The sequence below is a fragment of the Acinetobacter sp. UBA5984 genome, assembly GCF_002429925.1.
Classification (GTDB): domain Bacteria; phylum Pseudomonadota; class Gammaproteobacteria; order Pseudomonadales; family Moraxellaceae; genus Acinetobacter; species Acinetobacter variabilis.
Window position 1 is genome coordinate 1 of record NZ_DJBE01000014.1, and the last position, 16,899, is coordinate 16,899.

General features: G+C 42.9%; 12 protein-coding genes and 5 tRNA genes. 13 read left to right on the top strand and 4 right to left on the bottom strand.

Annotation, left to right across the window (positions count from 1 at the left end; genetic code table 11):
* Window positions 1-106: 106 nt before the first annotated feature.
* Complete coding sequence (locus B3J29_RS02325) at window positions 107-2,143, bottom strand: NADPH-dependent 2,4-dienoyl-CoA reductase (RefSeq protein WP_286964261.1); 2,037 nt, start codon at window positions 2,141-2,143, stop codon at window positions 107-109.
* A gap of 147 nt (window positions 2,144-2,290) precedes the next feature.
* Window positions 2,291-2,644 carry a hypothetical protein gene (locus tag B3J29_RS02330; protein ID WP_286964262.1) on the bottom strand — a complete coding sequence of 118 codons (354 nt, stop codon included), beginning with the start codon at window positions 2,642-2,644 and terminating at the stop codon, window positions 2,291-2,293.
* Window positions 2,645-2,889: 245 nt separating this feature from the next.
* Between B3J29_RS02330 and argG the strand changes: the two genes are divergently transcribed.
* Window positions 2,890-4,233, top strand: a complete 1,344-nt coding sequence (argG, locus tag B3J29_RS02335; protein ID WP_286964263.1) for an argininosuccinate synthase — start codon at window positions 2,890-2,892, stop codon at window positions 4,231-4,233.
* 56 nt (window positions 4,234-4,289) lie between these two features.
* Here the strand turns inward: argG and B3J29_RS02340 are convergent, their stop codons facing one another.
* Window positions 4,290-5,561 (bottom strand): GGDEF domain-containing protein, encoded by a 1,272-nt coding sequence (locus B3J29_RS02340; RefSeq protein ID WP_286964264.1) that lies wholly within the window; start codon window positions 5,559-5,561, stop codon window positions 4,290-4,292.
* A gap of 152 nt (window positions 5,562-5,713) precedes the next feature.
* Here B3J29_RS02340 and pyrC point away from each other — a divergent pair, with 152 nt between their 5' ends.
* The 12 genes from pyrC to B3J29_RS02400 all read left to right on the top strand — a co-directional run bounded on the left by pyrC (window position 5,714) and on the right by B3J29_RS02400 (window position 15,465).
* The gene (gene pyrC / locus B3J29_RS02345; protein ID WP_286964266.1) at window positions 5,714-6,748 is read left to right on the top strand and encodes a dihydroorotase; all 1,035 of its coding nucleotides are present in this window, start codon (window positions 5,714-5,716) and stop codon (window positions 6,746-6,748) included.
* Window positions 6,733-7,392, top strand: a complete 660-nt coding sequence (gene rnt / locus B3J29_RS02350; protein ID WP_034704922.1) for a ribonuclease T — start codon at window positions 6,733-6,735, stop codon at window positions 7,390-7,392. Before pyrC ends, rnt begins: the two co-directional genes overlap by 16 nt.
* Window positions 7,393-7,412: 20 nt before the next feature.
* A tRNA-Glu gene (locus B3J29_RS02355) sits at window positions 7,413-7,488 on the top strand.
* 450 nt (window positions 7,489-7,938) lie between these two features.
* Window positions 7,939-9,369, top strand: coding sequence for an amino acid permease (locus B3J29_RS02360; protein WP_286964267.1), 1,431 nt, complete (start codon window positions 7,939-7,941; stop codon window positions 9,367-9,369).
* Between the two features lie 210 nt (window positions 9,370-9,579).
* Window positions 9,580-9,655, top strand: a tRNA-Glu gene (locus tag B3J29_RS02365).
* Between the two features lie 109 nt (window positions 9,656-9,764).
* On the top strand, window positions 9,765-11,177 hold the full coding sequence (locus tag B3J29_RS02370) for an amino acid permease (RefSeq protein WP_286964268.1): 1,413 nt from the start codon (window positions 9,765-9,767) through the stop codon (window positions 11,175-11,177).
* An 84-nt stretch (window positions 11,178-11,261) separates the two neighbouring features.
* Window positions 11,262-12,152 (top strand): alpha/beta fold hydrolase, encoded by an 891-nt coding sequence (locus B3J29_RS02375; protein ID WP_286964269.1) that lies wholly within the window; start codon window positions 11,262-11,264, stop codon window positions 12,150-12,152.
* Between the two features lie 248 nt (window positions 12,153-12,400).
* Complete coding sequence (locus B3J29_RS02380; RefSeq protein WP_286964270.1) at window positions 12,401-13,312, top strand: alpha/beta hydrolase; 912 nt, start codon at window positions 12,401-12,403, stop codon at window positions 13,310-13,312.
* Window positions 13,313-13,443: 131 nt separating this feature from the next.
* Window positions 13,444-13,519: transfer RNA gene (locus B3J29_RS02385), tRNA-Glu, on the top strand.
* A 24-nt stretch (window positions 13,520-13,543) separates the two neighbouring features.
* Window positions 13,544-13,619: transfer RNA gene (locus B3J29_RS02390), tRNA-Glu, on the top strand.
* A gap of 45 nt (window positions 13,620-13,664) precedes the next feature.
* Window positions 13,665-13,740: transfer RNA gene (locus B3J29_RS02395), tRNA-Glu, on the top strand.
* 303 nt (window positions 13,741-14,043) lie between these two features.
* Window positions 14,044-15,465, top strand: coding sequence for an iron-containing redox enzyme family protein (locus B3J29_RS02400; RefSeq protein WP_286964271.1), 1,422 nt, complete (start codon window positions 14,044-14,046; stop codon window positions 15,463-15,465).
* 65 nt (window positions 15,466-15,530) lie between these two features.
* Here B3J29_RS02400 and B3J29_RS02405 read toward each other — a convergent pair whose 3' ends face one another.
* A complete protein-coding gene (locus B3J29_RS02405) occupies window positions 15,531-16,775 on the bottom strand; it encodes an NADH:flavin oxidoreductase/NADH oxidase family protein (RefSeq protein ID WP_286964272.1) in 1,245 nt (414 codons plus the stop codon).
* Window positions 16,776-16,899 lie beyond the last annotated feature (124 nt).

The window sequence follows — 16,899 nt, forward strand, 5'->3', positions numbered from 1 at the left end:
ACCGCTCTGCCACGCTTCCATGTGCGCAATAATACGGAGCTTTTAGGCGACTGACAAGTGAAAATTACAGTGAATCTCATCAACTGCATATAGTTTCATCAAATCCTTACAATTTTGCTGCCAATTCTGCCCCTTCACGAATCGCACGCTTGGCATCTAGTTCAGCAGCCAGCTTTGCTCCACCAATAATATGGTAATTCGCTAAAGTCTTTTGATCCTCTGAAGGCATGACATCTTTGACTGACTCCTGACCAGCACAAACGACGACCGTATCTACACGCAGCAATTGATCATGCCCACCCACTTCAATCCATAAACCTTCATCCGTGATCGATTTATAGTGCACACCGCGTAACATGCGTACGCCATGTTTTTTTAATTGGGCACGATGAACCCAGCCCGTGGTTTTACCTAAGCCTGCTCCTAAAGCAGTAGTTTTACGCTGCAATAGATAAATTTCACGTACAGGTGGCTCGACTTCTGATGGCTGCAGTCCGCCTTCACTTACATAATTTGCATGCAGATCTACACCCCATTCCCGTTTCCATTCATCTACAGGTTGCGGTTGTGGCTGATGCGGTGGCTTTAATAAAAATTCTGATACATCAAAACCAATTCCTCCGGCACCAATGACCGCGACACGACCTCCTACTGGTGCACCGCGCAATACTTCAGCATAAGACAGGACTTGAGGTGCATCACTACCGGCAATTTTCAATTCACGCGGAACAACGCCCGTAGCAACAATGACTTCATCAAAACCTTCGCGTTCCAGTTGTTCCCGATTCACTCGGGTATTTAAACGGACATCTACCCCGGTCTTTTCCAGTTGTACTTTGAAATAGCGAATGGTTTCGTGGAATTCTTCTTTACCTGGAATCACTTTGGCCAGATTAAATTGCCCCCCCACTTCATTAGTGGCTTCAAATAAAGTCACATCATGACCGCGGCTGGCTGCGACTGTGGCTGCGGATAGACCTGCGACTCCACCACCCACTACGGCGATGCCTTTAGGCTTTTTGGTTTTGACATAGACCAGCTCGGTTTCATAACCAGCACGTGGATTCACTAGACAGGTAGCGCGTTTACTTTTAAAGGTATGATCCAGACAGGCCTGATTACAGGCGATACAGGTATTGATTTCATCAACACGATTGGTTGCAGTTTTATTCACCCAGAATGCATCTGCCAATAACGGGCGTGCCATTTGCACCATATCTGCCTGACCCGATGCCAAAATCACTTCAGCTGTTTCCGGCATATTGATCCGGTTCGATGCAATGACTGGAACAGCAACATGCTTTTTGACTTCTGCGGTGTAATCTACGAATGCAGCACGAGGAACAGAAGTGACAATCGTCGGAATACGTGCTTCATGCCAGCCAATACCGGTATTCAGTAAAGTTATTCCAGCCTTCTCTAATGCTTTAGCGATGGTAATCACTTCCTGCATGGTATTGCCATCATGTACCAGATCTAGTAAGGACAAGCGGAAACAGATAATAAATTTTTCACCAATTTCAGCACGGATTGCTTTAACAATCTCCACCGCAAAACGCATGCGGTTTTCAATTTCTCCACCCCAGCGATCAGTACGCTGATTGACATGACGGCTTAAGAACTGGTTAATCAAATACCCTTCAGACCCCATGATTTCCACGCCGTCATAGCCCGCTTTTTTAGCCAGTTTTGCAGTTTTAACATAGTCCTGAACCGTATCCAGAATCTGGTTTTCAGACATCTGACGTGGTTTAAAAGGTGAAATTGGCGATTTGATCGGGCTCGCAGATACCACAAAAGGCTGATAGCCATAACGTCCAGCATGCAAAATTTGCAACAGAATCTTGGCCCCATGCTTATGCACGGCATGCGTAACCAGTCGGTGCGGTGCAACATCACCCAAGGTATTCATCGTTCCACCAGCGGGCAATAACCAGCCTTGACGATTCGGTGAAATCCCGCCAGTAATCAGGAGACCCACACCACCTTTGGCACGTTCACCAAAATAAGCGGCCAGTTTAGGATAATTATAAAAACGATCTTCCAAGCCCGTATGCATTGATCCCATCACCACACGGTTTTTAATCGTGGTGAAACCTAGATGTAATGGTTTTAAAATATTTGCATAGCGCGTCGTTGTCATAAAATATCCCTGATTCTTATTTGGCTAAAAGCTTAAATCTTATCCATGTACTTTAACTGATTTTCAGAGGCTTTTTATGACTATTAAGTCCGCTTTCTCAGGCACAAATACCAATTGTGATATTCATGCCGTACCTTAATGGTGAACTTATTGCTGCCATTGATTTTTGCTGGATTTCCATAAGGCAATTACGCCGAGTACTGTACCAATGGGAAAACTGAGCAGCATCAGGATCGCCATAATTCTGGACAAGGTGCGTCCTGAACCATTGCCCTGTTTGACCTTGAGACAGGCCTGAATATTCAAAATAATCAGCACTGCTAAAAGCAGCAACACAATACCCAAGCTCAGCATAGAAATCGTCGACTGCTGATATTCCAGATATAAAAATGCAACCGTACTAAAAACCAGCAAACCGGCATAGATTCCATGCACAATCGACAGGGTTTCATTTTTGGCAGCCGGTTGCAGATTAGGTAAAGGAGGAATATTCGGGCTCATGAGGGCTATCCTAAAGATGTTTTTTCTTAATGATGTTATTGAATCTTCCCAGATTTTCCTATTTTTTAAGCGTTTGTCAAAAATACGGTAATTTTATGATTATCTAAGCCTATTGAATCAAGATTTTGAAACGAGTTTTTCTTTTCTAAAGCAAACCTAAATAAAATAATGATACAATTGATGCAATATGTGTTTTTTCAGGCCACCACTTCTGGCGTGCCTATTTCATATCATTAGGATGAACAATGTCTGATAATGCAACTATCTTGCAGAATGTCCCAGTAGGCAAAAAAGTTGGTATTGCCTTTTCTGGCGGTCTAGATACTTCTGCAGCTCTTTTGTGGATGAAACAAAAAGGCGCTGAACCTTATGCTTATACAGCAAACTTGGGTCAGCCAGACGAAGACGATTACGATGCGATTCCAAAAAAAGCTGAAGCTTATGGCGCAGTAAAAGCACGTTTGATCGACTGCCGTTTACAGCTTGCATTAGAAGGTATTGCTGCAATTCAATGTGGCGCGTTCCACATTTCTACAGGTGGCGTTCCATACTTCAACACGACTCCTCTTGGCCGTGCAGTAACAGGTACCATGCTGGTAACTGCAATGAAAGAAGATGACGTGAACATCTGGGGTGACGGTTCTACTTATAAAGGTAACGACATCGAGCGTTTCTACCGCTACGGTCTATTGACCAACCCTAACCTGAAAATCTACAAACCTTGGTTAGACCAGACCTTCATTGACGAGCTAGGTGGCCGTGCAGAAATGTCACAGTTCCTGATCGACAATGGCTTTGACTACAAAATGTCAAAAGAGAAAGCTTACTCAACTGACTCAAACATGTTGGGTGCAACTCACGAAGCCAAAGATCTTGAATACCTGAATGCCGGTATCAAAATCGTTGATCCAATCATGGGCGTTGCATTCTGGAAAGAAGACGTTGAAATCAAACCTGAAGAAGTATCCATTACTTTTGAAGAAGGTTTTCCTGTTGCAATCAATGGTCAACGTATCGAAGATCCAGTTGAGTTCATTCTTGAAGCGAACCGTATTGGTGGCCGTCATGGTCTAGGTATGTCAGATCAGATCGAAAACCGTATCATCGAAGCGAAATCTCGTGGTATTTACGAAGCTCCGGGCATGGCCCTTCTTCACATCGCTTATGAACGTCTGGTCACTGGTATTCATAACGAAGATACCATCGAACAATACCGTATCAACGGTCTTCGTTTGGGTCGTCTTCTGTACCAAGGTCGCTGGTTCGATTCTCAAGCATTGATGCTTCGTGAAACTGCACAGCGTTGGGTTGCCAAAGCGATCACTGGTACTGTGACTTTAGAACTGCGTCGTGGTAATGACTACACCATCATGAACACTGAGTCTCCTAACCTCACTTATGAAGCTGAGCGTTTGACTATGGAGAAAGGTGATTCTATGTTCTCTCCAGCGGATCGTATCGGTCAGTTGACTATGCGTAATCTGGACATCACAGATACACGTGCAAAACTGGGTATCTATACAGATTCTGGCTTACTTGCAGTAGGTACAGGTTCTACAGTACCTCAGTTAAAAGACAAAAACAAATAAGTTTGTTATAACGTCAAAAAAACCGCTCATCTGAGCGGTTTTTTTATAGATTCGATTTAGGTATTCACACTGTTCGGCTTTGCAGTGCGGATCGACTGATAATAAATCTGATTCCGTCCTAGCTGTTTAGCTCGATACAACGCCTGATCAGCAATTCCCAATAAGGCATCCTTATCAATGAAGTCTTCACCACGATAAACGGTGATGCCTAAACTAATGGTGATATGGTCAGCTACACCAGATTTCTCATGTGGAATTTCCAGACGTTCAATTGCATTAAAGATATTGGAAGCCACTGCATAGGCGCCATGCGCATCAGTTTCTGGAAGCAGTACCACAAACTCTTCACCACCATAACGGGCCACAAAGTCCATATGCCGGATCGCATTTTTAATAGTGAAGGCTATACTGGAAATGACATCGTCCCCTTTTTGATGCCCATAGAAATCATTATAGTTTTTAAAGTGATCTACATCGATAAACAAAATCGCCAAAGCATGCTGATTGCGGCGGGAACGTTCAAAGAAGATATCCAGTGTTTCATCGAAGGTTCGTCGGTTGGAGATTTTGGTCAGCTCATCATGCTGGCTTAAATGCAGTAATTCTGTGGTATGAATCCGCTGAATTTTCTCACTGATTCTGGCCCGCATAGTATAGAGAAAGATCATACGTTCCCTAGCAAAAAGCATATAACTAATCACACATCCCAATAGACTACTGCCGATCAGAATCCGCCCCAAGACCAGCGCATTAAAGTCGATCGATAACATGGATAACAGCCAGACCGTACAAAGTGCGGCAAACACCCCCGTGATTAACATCTGTAAAGGTTTTACTCCGGTCAGAATATACCCCAGAATGTAGATAATGGTGATGATCGCCATCGACTGATGTTGCAAGCTTACTGTTTGAATAGACATGGTCAGATAGGAGGTCGAGACTATCATCCAGAACATCAGCAGCATGGAAGCTTGCGGAAAAAAGCGTTTGATTTTAGGTAGACAGGAGAAGAAATAAAAAGCAAGTAAAGCTAGACTACCATTGATCAGCCCCAGCATACAGCGCACAAAATCATATACGAAATATTGTGAATCGATAATCCAGTAGTCGGTCGGAACCATAACCAGCAGAAAAATAAAATAGGTCAGTACACCTGCCCAGACATACTTTTCGACATGTTTACGTGCCCGCTCCAGGTTTTTGCTCCAGAACTCCTGTTCCATATTCTGAGGGAAAACCGAGCCTACACGCTGACTTTGCCGTGTGATTAATTCTTCTATTTTTTCTTTTTCATCTTGCAATTTTGCTAGATTGTACTTGTATTTCATTGCCAAGTATTTATGTAATTTTTTTATTAATTTTAAAATATCATACTTTTATAAATTAATTTATAGATATCCCTTATTTTGTATATATTTCTCGTTACCATTTTGGGCATAGATGCATTATCATTTGTTTTATTTCTCCGATTGAATTCGCCTTGAATACGATTACCCTTCTCCAGCCAGATGACTGGCATGCCCACCTGCGTGATGGTCTCGCTCTGCAACGCACCGTTCCTGATCTAGCCAAACAGTTTTCCCGCGCAATCTGTATGCCGAACCTTGTTCCACCAGTTAAAACTGTGGAAGAAGCATTAAGCTACCGTGAACGTATTATGGCGCATGTTCCTGAAGGTAGCGATTTTGATCCACGCATGGTGCTGTATTTCACAGATAATACCTCTCCAAGTGAAGTCAAAAAGATTAAAGATTCTGCGCATGTCAATGCCATTAAACTTTACCCGGCTGGCGCAACCACCAACTCGGATAGCGGTGTAAGCGACATTCGTAAAGTATATTCAGTCATTGAACAGCTTGAAGAGCATCAGGTGCCTTTATTGCTGCACGGTGAAGTGACGCATAATCATGTGGATATTTTTGACCGTGAAAAACGTTTCCTGGATGAAGTCTTAGCACCGTTACTGAAACAGTTCCCGAAACTAAAATTGGTGCTTGAACATATCACCACCAGCGAAGCAGCTAATTTCGTGCTGGAACAGGATCGCAATGTGGCCGCGACCATTACTCCACAGCACTTACTGTTTAACCGTAATGATATGCTGGTTGGTGGGATCAAGCCGCACTTCTATTGCCTGCCAATTTTAAAACGTCAGACGCATCAGCAAACGTTGCTTGAAGTAGCAACCAGCGGTAATCCTAAATTTTTCTTAGGCACCGACAGTGCACCGCACTCAAAAAATGCCAAAGAAAATGCGTGTGGCTGCGCAGGATGCTATAGTGCACTGACTGCAATTGAGTTATATGCTCAGGCCTTTGATCAAGTAGGTAAAATCGACCGTCTAGAAGGTTTTGCTAGCCATTTTGGTGCAGATTTCTACGGCCTCCCACGTAATACCAAAACCATTACGTTGGTCAAAGAAGATCAAGTTATTCCTGAAAGTCTAGACTACTTGGATGGTGAACAAATCGTTCCGCTATATGCAGGAAAAACTATTCAATGGAGAAAAATGTGACAAATGAAACTCTTCCAGTCATTGGTCAGCGTTTCCGTGGATTTTTGCCTGTTGTTGTCGATGTTGAGACAGCAGGCTTTAATGCACAGACTGATGCCTTGTTAGAAATTGCGGCCATTCCAATTGTTTATAATGAAGATGGTCAGTTTGTGCCCGGTGAAGCTTACCATGCACATATCAATCCTTTCGAAGGTGCCAACCTGGATCGCCGCTCTTTGGAATTTATCGGGATTGACCCGTCAAATCCAATGCGGATCGCGATGGCTGAAGATGAAAAAACCGCGTTAAAACGTATTTTTAAATCGGTCAATGAAGTGCGTCGTCAGCAAAATTGTACACATGCCGTTTTGGTCGGTCATAATGCGCATTTTGATTTGGGCTTTGTACAGGCAGCAATTGCCCGTACCGGAACCAAAAACCAGAACCCGTTCCACAGTTTTTCTGTGTTTGATACCGTGACTTTAAGTGCAGTGATGTTTGGTCAAACGGTTCTGGCTAAATCTTGTATTCAGGCCGGGATTGAGTTTGATGGCAAAGAAGCACACTCTGCGTTATACGATACGCAAAAGACTGCGGAACTGTTTTGCTATATTTTAAACAAACTCGCACCTCACCTGCTTGACACTTTGGTGGCGGATCAATAAGATACCGCCATCTTCTAAACGTCCCTATCGTCTAGAGGCCTAGGACATCGCCCTTTCACGGCGGTAACCGGGGTTCGAATCCCCGTAGGGACGCCATCTTATTTATCCCCCTTCTTCTTTTATTTTTTCCAAGAAACCTCTTTTTCTTATTAATGCTTTCAATCCTATTGTTATAAATTTGCATGACTGAGTTTGGTGCCCTTTCTCATCTGCTTAGGCTATAATCAAGTTGATATTAGGTTTTGATCAATTTTCCCATGTTAAAGAAAATCCTGCTTGTTTTACTTATTCTGGCCCCTTCAGCGATTTATATTTATGTGATCAATCGTGATGATAAAACTGCAGAGAGCCAAACAGAGCCTACACCTGCTGAAAAAACATCAAATGAGCAATACCAGACCCCAGATCACTAGTTTCTAAGGGGATTCCCAAATATTTATTTTTTAAATTAAAAGAAGAACTTTATGAGGAAATTCCAATTTATGTGATATTTCACATAATTAAAACTAAAATACTTTTTTTAAAATCTCTCCTTTTAATTGAGCTATGCAATCTCCCTCTCCACCTTCACAGCATTCGTCTGTTGAGGGTCAAACTCCGTCATTAAAACGTGCCATGGGCACACGTCATCTGATCATGCTTTCCCTTGGTGGCGCAATTGGTACCGGCCTGTTTATGGGTTCCGGTGAAGTGATTTCACAAGCTGGACCTTTGGGCGCAGTACTTGCCTATATTATTGGTGGCTTGATTGCCTATATGGTAATGCTCTGTCTTGGTGAACTGGCCGTACATTTACCCGTGTCTGGTTCCTTTGGTGCCTTTGCAACCCATTATATTGGGCCGGGTACAGGCTATATGGTGTCCTGGATGTACTGGCTGGGCTGGTCAGCCACCTTGGGTACCGAATTTACTGCCGCTGCGATTTTGATGCAGGAATGGTTCCCGCAAACTTCAATCTGGTTATGGACATTGATCTTTGCTGCAGGTGTACTGCTCTCCAATTTAAGCTCAACCCGTACCTTTGCCGAATCAGAATTCTGGCTATCACTGGTTAAAGTTGCGACTGTACTGATTTTCATTATTCTGGGCTTTGGCTGTATCTTTGGCTTTATTCCCTTTCAAGGTTATGAATCCGCACCGCTGTTCAGCAATCTGACTGAACATGGCTGGCTGCCAAATGGTTTAATTCCGTTATTCACCACATTATTAATCGTGAACTTTGCCTTTAATGGTACCGAGATGATCGGGATCGCTGCCGGTGAAACTGAAAATCCTGAGAAAAATGTGCCGAAAGCAATTCATGCTGCGGTATGGCGTCTGATGATTTTCTTTGTCGGCACCATCATTGTGATCAGCTCATTACTGACTTATACCGATGCAGGTCTACAGGTCGGTGGTCATGGGGGCTTAAGCAGCAGTCCGTTTGTATCCGTGTTTACCCAAATGGGTATTCCTTATGCCGAAGATTTCATCCGTTTCGTAATTATCACTGCACTGCTGTCGACTGCAAACTCTGGCCTTTATGCGGCTTCACGGATGATGTGGGCATTGTCTTCACAAAACCAGTTACCGCGACTGTTTGCTAAAGTCAGCAAATCCGGCGTGCCTTATGTAGCAGTCTGGGTCACCATGATTGGCGGTTTGCCTGGTCTGCTCTCTGAACAGTTTGGTGCTGATGTTATTTTCAAGAACCTGATGGGTGTTGCCGCTTTTACCATGGTGATTGTCTGGATGAGCATCTGCTGGAGCCAGTTTAATTTCCGTCGCCAATGGCTGAAATCTGGTCATAGCGTATCTGAGCTTAAATTCCGTACACCTTGGTTCCCCTTAGTTCCCATTCTAGGTTTTGTAACTTGTACTGCAACTGGTCTGAGTATGGCAGCTGACCCTGAAATGCTCTCTGGTTTTATTGGCTGTTTATTGTTTATGGCAGCATGTTATGCAAGTTACTACTGGCTTTATCATCAAAAAGCTTAAATTCTAAACTTTTGGACTGAAATAATTTCTTTAATAAACCCAATTCCGATTGGGTTTATTTTTTCATATCAGGTAAATCCGTTCAGAAAATAACATCTTAATAAAATAAAGTTTTTGTTTTGCCTAATGTTTAAACTGTTAAATACATTTTAGTAAAAACTCTTTTGACAAAATCCGGCTTAGTCCTTAATATAACCATCACCTCGCAACGTCCCTATCGTCTAGAGGCCTAGGACATCGCCCTTTCACGGCGGTAACCGGGGTTCGAATCCCCGTAGGGACGCCATTATCTGATCGCACACGATCAAGTCTTATACATAATCCATATTAATACGTTGCAGATTTGTAGTTTTTCACTACAATAACCCGCTTCATTCTTTTATTTTTTGACTCCTATGCACTCATCTCCGAATGATGCTACGCATCAGGGCAATTCTGCGCCTTTAAAACGCGCTATGAGTACTCGACATCTGGTCATGATTTCGCTTGGCGGCGCAATCGGAACAGGCCTATTTTTAGGTTCGGGTGAAGTCATTGCACAAACGGGGCCTGTAGGTGCCATTCTTTCTTATCTCCTTGGCGGGATCATCGCTTACATGGTTATGCTATGTCTGGGTGAACTTGCCGTTCATATGCCCGAATCGGGCTCATTTGGCGCCTATGCCAAACGCTATATTGGACCAGGGACTGGCTACACCATTACCTGGCTATACTGGCTGACCTGGTCAGTAACCCTGGGAACTGAATTTACCGCTGCAGCTTTATTAATGCAGGAATGGTTCCCGGATAGCTCCATGTGGATGTGGACACTGATCTTTGGTGCTTTCGTATTCGCACTGAATATGATTTCCACTCGCTGGTTTGCTGAATCTGAATTCTGGCTGGCACTGGTTAAAGTTGTTACTGTCGTGACCTTTATCCTGCTTGGCCTACTCGCTATCTTTGGTGTAGTAAGCTACCAAGGACAGGAAACTGCTCCGCTATTCAGTAACCTGACAGCTCAAGGCTGGTTCCCCGAAGGTTTATTTCCAATCTTCACAACCATGCTGATTGTAAACTTCGCTTTCTCTGGAACTGAACTGATTGGTGTGGCTGCGGGTGAAACCAAAGATCCGGCCAAAAATGTACCGAAAGCGATTAATACTGCAATTTTCCGCTTACTGATTTTCTTTGTAGGTACGATTATTGTGGTGACCTCCCTTCTTCCGCATCAGGAAGCAGGTCTGGCAGCTGAAGGTGTCAGTAGCAGTCCATTCGTGACAGTATTCCAGCATATTGGTATTCCTTATGCCGAAGATATTATCCGCTTTGTGATTATTACAGCACTGCTGTCTGCTGCTAACTCAGGTCTATTCGCTGCATCCCGTATGATGTGGTCATTGTCTTACAGCAAACAGTTACCAGCAGTATTTTCCCGCTTAAATGCGCGTGGTGTACCTTATATTGCAGTCATTGTCACCATGATTGGCGGTATGCCTGGTTTGCTGTCTGAACAGTTCGCACCGGAAACCATCTTCACTAACTTGCTAGGTATTGCAGCATTTACCATGGTAGTGGTCTGGATGAGCATCTGTCTCAGCATGTTTAACTTCCGCCGTGAATGGTACAAACAGGGTAAAACAGCGAATGATCTTGATTTTGCTGCGCCATTGTTCCCGATCGTACCGATTCTGGGTTTTCTGTTCTGTCTGATTACCTGTATCAGTATGGTGTTTGATCCGAGCATGCGTATCAGTTTCTTTGGCTGCTTGCTGTTTATCGCACTGTGCTATGCCAGCTACTACAAGTTCTATCACAAAAATGCTTAAACATTAAAATGACCAAAAGAGCAGCTTCGGCTGCTCTTTTTTATTTATACTGAAAATGTTCTAGGCAGCCAGCGTGGTGTGTCGATGAAAATTATTTATATTCATGGCATGAACAAGCAGAAATTCAGTTCTGCGTCTCTGCGTCAACGTTGGCTGAGTCTACTAAAACGCGGTCTGGAACAGTCACATCAACAGGCACATTTTGCTTATCTGAAACGGCATATCCGTATCCCTTTTTATGGCGACTTACTGTCCCGTCATCATTTACATAATGTGCTAAATGCCAGCACCTTAATGCCGCAAGACTGGCCTCGCTTTCCTTTCCAGTCTCCAATTAAATCCCAGCCACCACCCCATCTCAATCAATATTCACCTGAAATTTGTGAAATTCCCGAGCTAAAGGTTGAGGATGCCATGACCTTTAACCAGAAGCTGAAGTTTATTAGTATATTAAGCCGGAATACTCTATTACGGGATTTTGTAATCTTACTGAATCATTTCCCTCAGCTGCATGATACGCTGATCAAAAAATTCCTGATTGAAACCTATTCTTATCTGGCAAATTCCACATTCATGCAGCAGGTGCATCAGCGAATTGGCCAGAAAATGCATGGCGATAAACCCTGTATCCTGATGGCTCATTCTTTAGGAAGTGTGATTGCCTATCATTATCTGCTTCTGCATCCAGAACTGAATGTACAGCGTTTTATCAGCATGGGATCACCAATGGCTTTCCGGGTCATTCAGGAACATTTGCCACAGCCTGTTCACCGGCCAGAAGCTATTAAAGGTGACTGGATTAATTTTTATTGCAGTGATGACTTTTTAACTGCCTTTCCATTATCAGAACCGCCTTTTCAGTTTCAGCCGGCAATTATCAATCGGGAGATTCGTACTTCAATGTATCATCCGCATGATATTGATGGCTATGTCCAGCATCCGGAAGTCATCGAAGCCCTGCTGGAATTACTCTAAAAAGCATCTCAATTTACAGATTTAATTTTAATATTTTCTTTGTACTATTTTTCTGCTGAGTCAAATTCTTTATCCATACCTACTCATTTTCTGGTTTATTTATGACTCTTTTATAAATATACATATGTCTGTTAATTATTGTTTTATCAAAGATAATTTACACATTAACACCACAAAAAGCGCTGCTTTTGCTACGTTAATTTTTTCTATACTGTAAATATAATTCTATCGAACTCAGTGGGGTGTCGATGAAAGTTATTTTTATTCATGGAATGAATCAGCAACATCATAGCGCTGCCTCCATCCGCCAGCGCTGGCTCCATATACTTCAAAAAGGGATGCGCAAACATCAACAAGATGCCAGATTTAGTTATTTAAAACGTCACATTCGTATTCCATTTTATGGCGATCTGCTTTCACGTTATAATGTCCGCAATATTCTAGAAGCCGGCACCCTGATGCCACAGGAATGGCCCAGCTTTCCTTTTCGCAAGCCGGCTCAACCTCAGCTTCCTGCCCCTGTTCCACGTCCTGGCTGGCGTAGGCCCACAATTACCGATTTTTCCCAACCCGGTTCAAGTGACACCATGGATTTCAGGCAGAAATTCAATTATTTTACCGCTCTCGGCAGGAATGTGGCGCTTCGGGATTTTGCCTTATTGCTCAATTATTTTCCCACTCTGCATCGCACTCTGTTGCAGAGATTTCTGATTGAAACTTATCTTTATCTCGATAATCCTGATTTCATGAGGGAAGTACATGAACGGATTGCCAGACAACTGAGTGGTCGCAAACCCTGCATTGTCATTGCCCATTCTTTAGGAAGTGTGATTGCCTATAATCATCTCATCCAGCACCCTGAACTGAATGTACAGCGTTTTATTACTTTAGGTTCACCATTAGCCTTTCAGGTGATTCAATCCAGCCTGGCACAACCGGTGGTACGACCTGCGGCAATTAAAGGCGACTGGATCAATTTCTATTCAACAGATGATTATCTTACCGCCATTCCACTTACTCAACCGCCATTCAAGTTTGAACCTGAAATCATCAATCATGGCATTCGTACACATATTCACCGGCCACATGACATTACTGGCTATTTACTGCATCCTCAGGTTGTTGAAGCTATTCTGGAATTGCTTAAAAATCCGGCCTAAATCCTGCATTTTTCAAGTATTCTACTAATATTGTTTTAAATTTATGCACTCAAAAGAAAAATTCCAAAAAACTCTGGAAAAGCGTTTGACACCCCCCTGTTTTCACCCTAATATACGCCCACCTCTGAAACGTCCCTATCGTCTAGAGGCCTAGGACATCGCCCTTTCACGGCGGTAACCGGGGTTCGAATCCCCGTAGGGACGCCAATTTCAGAAGTAATATTTTATTAAGTCCCTATCGTCTAGAGGCCTAGGACATCGCCCTTTCACGGCGGTAACCGGGGTTCGAATCCCCGTAGGGACGCCATTACTTCAAATCAAAAGTTCTGGTTTAAAATATCACTTCTATACTGTCCCTATCGTCTAGAGGCCTAGGACATCGCCCTTTCACGGCGGTAACCGGGGTTCGAATCCCCGTAGGGACGCCATATTCGAGATGGTTAATTTAATTAACTTCTCATAAAAAAGCCCAAGCATGATGACTTGGGCTTTTTTATTGCATGTTCCTTCATTCCTGTTTTTTAATGTTTGATCAAATTGTCTCGATTGCAATTGTATTTGTTTATAAATAATTCATTCAAAAATCTTATTCTTTTACATTTCCCTTCAACTCGTTATCCATTCAATTTCATTTACAGCAATCGCACTATAAATCCGAACAAAAAATCAACACCGGTGGTATAAGCATGCCATTAAGGTAGAAAGCATAATATATCTGCAAGGATCAGATTATGTTCGTCAGTACAAAGTTAAGTTCGCCTGAATCATCTATTAAAAATCATAATCATCAATTTAATAACTTTAAAGATTGGGTCAACTTCTTTCAAGATCAACAGATTTCGACGACAGTAAAGACCGAACAGGCTGAGAACTATTTAAGAGGTTTAATCCATCAAGTTGATGTGGCTGGATTGGAATGGCTGGATCAATCCAGACATGTAGAGCAACATTTTCTGGAACAGCACCACCAAACCTGCGCAATTTTCCAGTCGTATGTAGAACGGCGTAAACAGCAGCAAGGACGTGAATACTTCCCGACTGTTTCACATGCATTTGAGTTCTTGGCCAAAGTCGCACCTGTAAAACTGGTAGACGGCTCATGGCTATATTCGACTGTACAAAACTGGAATCGTCCGGAAAATAAAGACCTGATTTATATCTATCTGGAAGAACTAGGCATGGGTCATACCCGTGCCAATCATGTCACCATGTATCAGGATTTGTTGAATCATTATGAGCTGAACAGCTATGCCGAGCAGCTGGATGCCAGTTACTATGAACAAGCGGCTGTCCAATTGGCACTGGCCTACGCACCACCCGAATATTTGCCGTTAGTGATTGGTTTCAATCTGGGTTATGAGCAGCTGCCCTTACACCTGTTAATTACCAATTATGAGCTGTCTGAACTCGGTATTGATCCACATTATTTCAATGTACACATTACCATTGATAATGCTCACAACGGTCATGCACAAAAATCGCTGCAAGCGTATTTAGATCAGTATGCACTCGCTGAAGATCCTGCCCAGTATCTAGACCTGATTAAAAAAGGTTATGTGCTGAATGATATTGGTAAAAGTTCTGCCAAGATCATCAAGCAACTGGATACTGAAAAACTGGCTTTGAAAGTGTTCCAGAACAAAGCGCTGATTGGACAATATATCCATAACCAGAAATGCCAGTTTAGTGGCAAGACCATTAATGAATGGTTATCCGATCCGGCACTGATTGCAGACTTCCTGAAAGTCATGATTGAAAAAGGCTGGATTGTAAAAGATGCACCTGTAGAACAAAGCCGTTTCTGGAAAATGATTGATGATCCAGATGGTAAAATGTTTGGTGTATTTAATGCCACTGAAAAACAGATTATTAAAGACTGGATTCAAGGTGAGACTTTAGCTGCTCGTCTGTCATCACGTAGCAGATCTCAAGTACATAACCAGATGGAACCGGTGTTGAACCGTATCGACCAGCAACAGATTCATCAGTTGAAAAGCCGTCTGAATCGCTGTGCCGCTGCCGAACAAAAGATTGATTTATTGATTCCTTATGTAGTACCGCATATGCATCATCAGGAAGTAGGCTTGTGGGCAACACGTCAGCTTTCCCAGCTGCTCTTCCCTTTCCAGACCCAAGCCATGACTTATTCTTAGAAAGATCATTCATAAAAAACAGGGCATTGTATATGCCCTGTTTTTGCTTCAATACATTATGCACATTAAGCCGATTTACGTGAATTGATCTGACCTTTAATCACAGCTTTCACATTGCCTTTTACGTAATTTAAAAATACCTTTAAAGGTGACAGTTTTGGATTTGGTCGATTACCTTTGGCAATTTCCTTAAATTGCGCGGCATACCAGATGATTTCCATAATCGCCATTTTATCGATCATTGGAATACCGGTTTTAATTTTCTCCACTGCATAACGTACATCCTGTCCTGCAACCAGACGGTTACCCAGATCAGGCTCGACCGCAAATGGACGTGCAATACCGACAAAATCACATGCGCTACTATCTAGGGCTGCATTCATACCTGCTGCGGTACGGAAGCCTCCCGTTACCATCAAATGACAATTAACTTCCTGACGGATCTTTTCGGCAAAGTCAAGGAAATAGGCTTCGCGGGCAACTGTTGATGCTTTACGTTTCTCTGCTTTTACTCCAGCCATTGCGGGTGCTTCATAGGTTCCGCCAGAAACTTCAATAATATCGATCCCGGCTGCATCCATCGCCTTAAAAACATAAATAACGTCTTCTTCACTAATGCCACCGCGCTGGAAGTCTGCCGAATTTAATTTTACTGAAATGATAAAATTCTCTGAAGTTGCTGCACGTACTGCCTTATAGGTTTCTAGCAAGAATCGGCTGCGGTTTTCAATACTACTACCCCACTGGTCTTGACGTTTATTGGTCAGTGGCGATAAAAACTGGCTAATCAGATAACCATGTGCCCCATGTAACTGCACGCCTTCAAATCCCGCCTTTTCACAAATGGCAGCTGAAGTCGCAAAGCGCTGGATAATATCTAAAATTTCATATTCACGTAGTTCACGTGGCGTACCGAAACTCATCGCCAGTGCTGGACTGAAAGGTACAGCTGAAGGTGCTACGGTTTCTTTATTCAAGCCTTTTGGGCATTGACGTCCAGGGTGAGATAACTGTACCAGTTGTACCATACCATGACGTTTTCCGACATTCGCCCAGGCTTTTAACTTTTCCAGGTCACGTTCAGTTTCTATTACCACTACACCGGGTTCATTCTTGGCACGAAAATCCACCATGACATTACCTGTAATCGCACAGCCTAAACCACCTTTGGCCCAAGCTTCATATAACTTTAAATGGGCTTGATTAGGTTGGCCTGCATCATTCGCCAACGCCTCACTCATGGCACCTTTAATGATACGGTTTTTAAACCGGGTATTACGGATCTGGATGGAATCGGCCAATTGTGTCATGTACTTTCCTGAAATGTTTATCTTATTTTGTATGTGTTATAACCCAACTTGCCATAATTGACAATTCATATTGTCAAATGGATACAAATTTTATTTGTAAATATTAAGCCAGTCTTAAAAAATT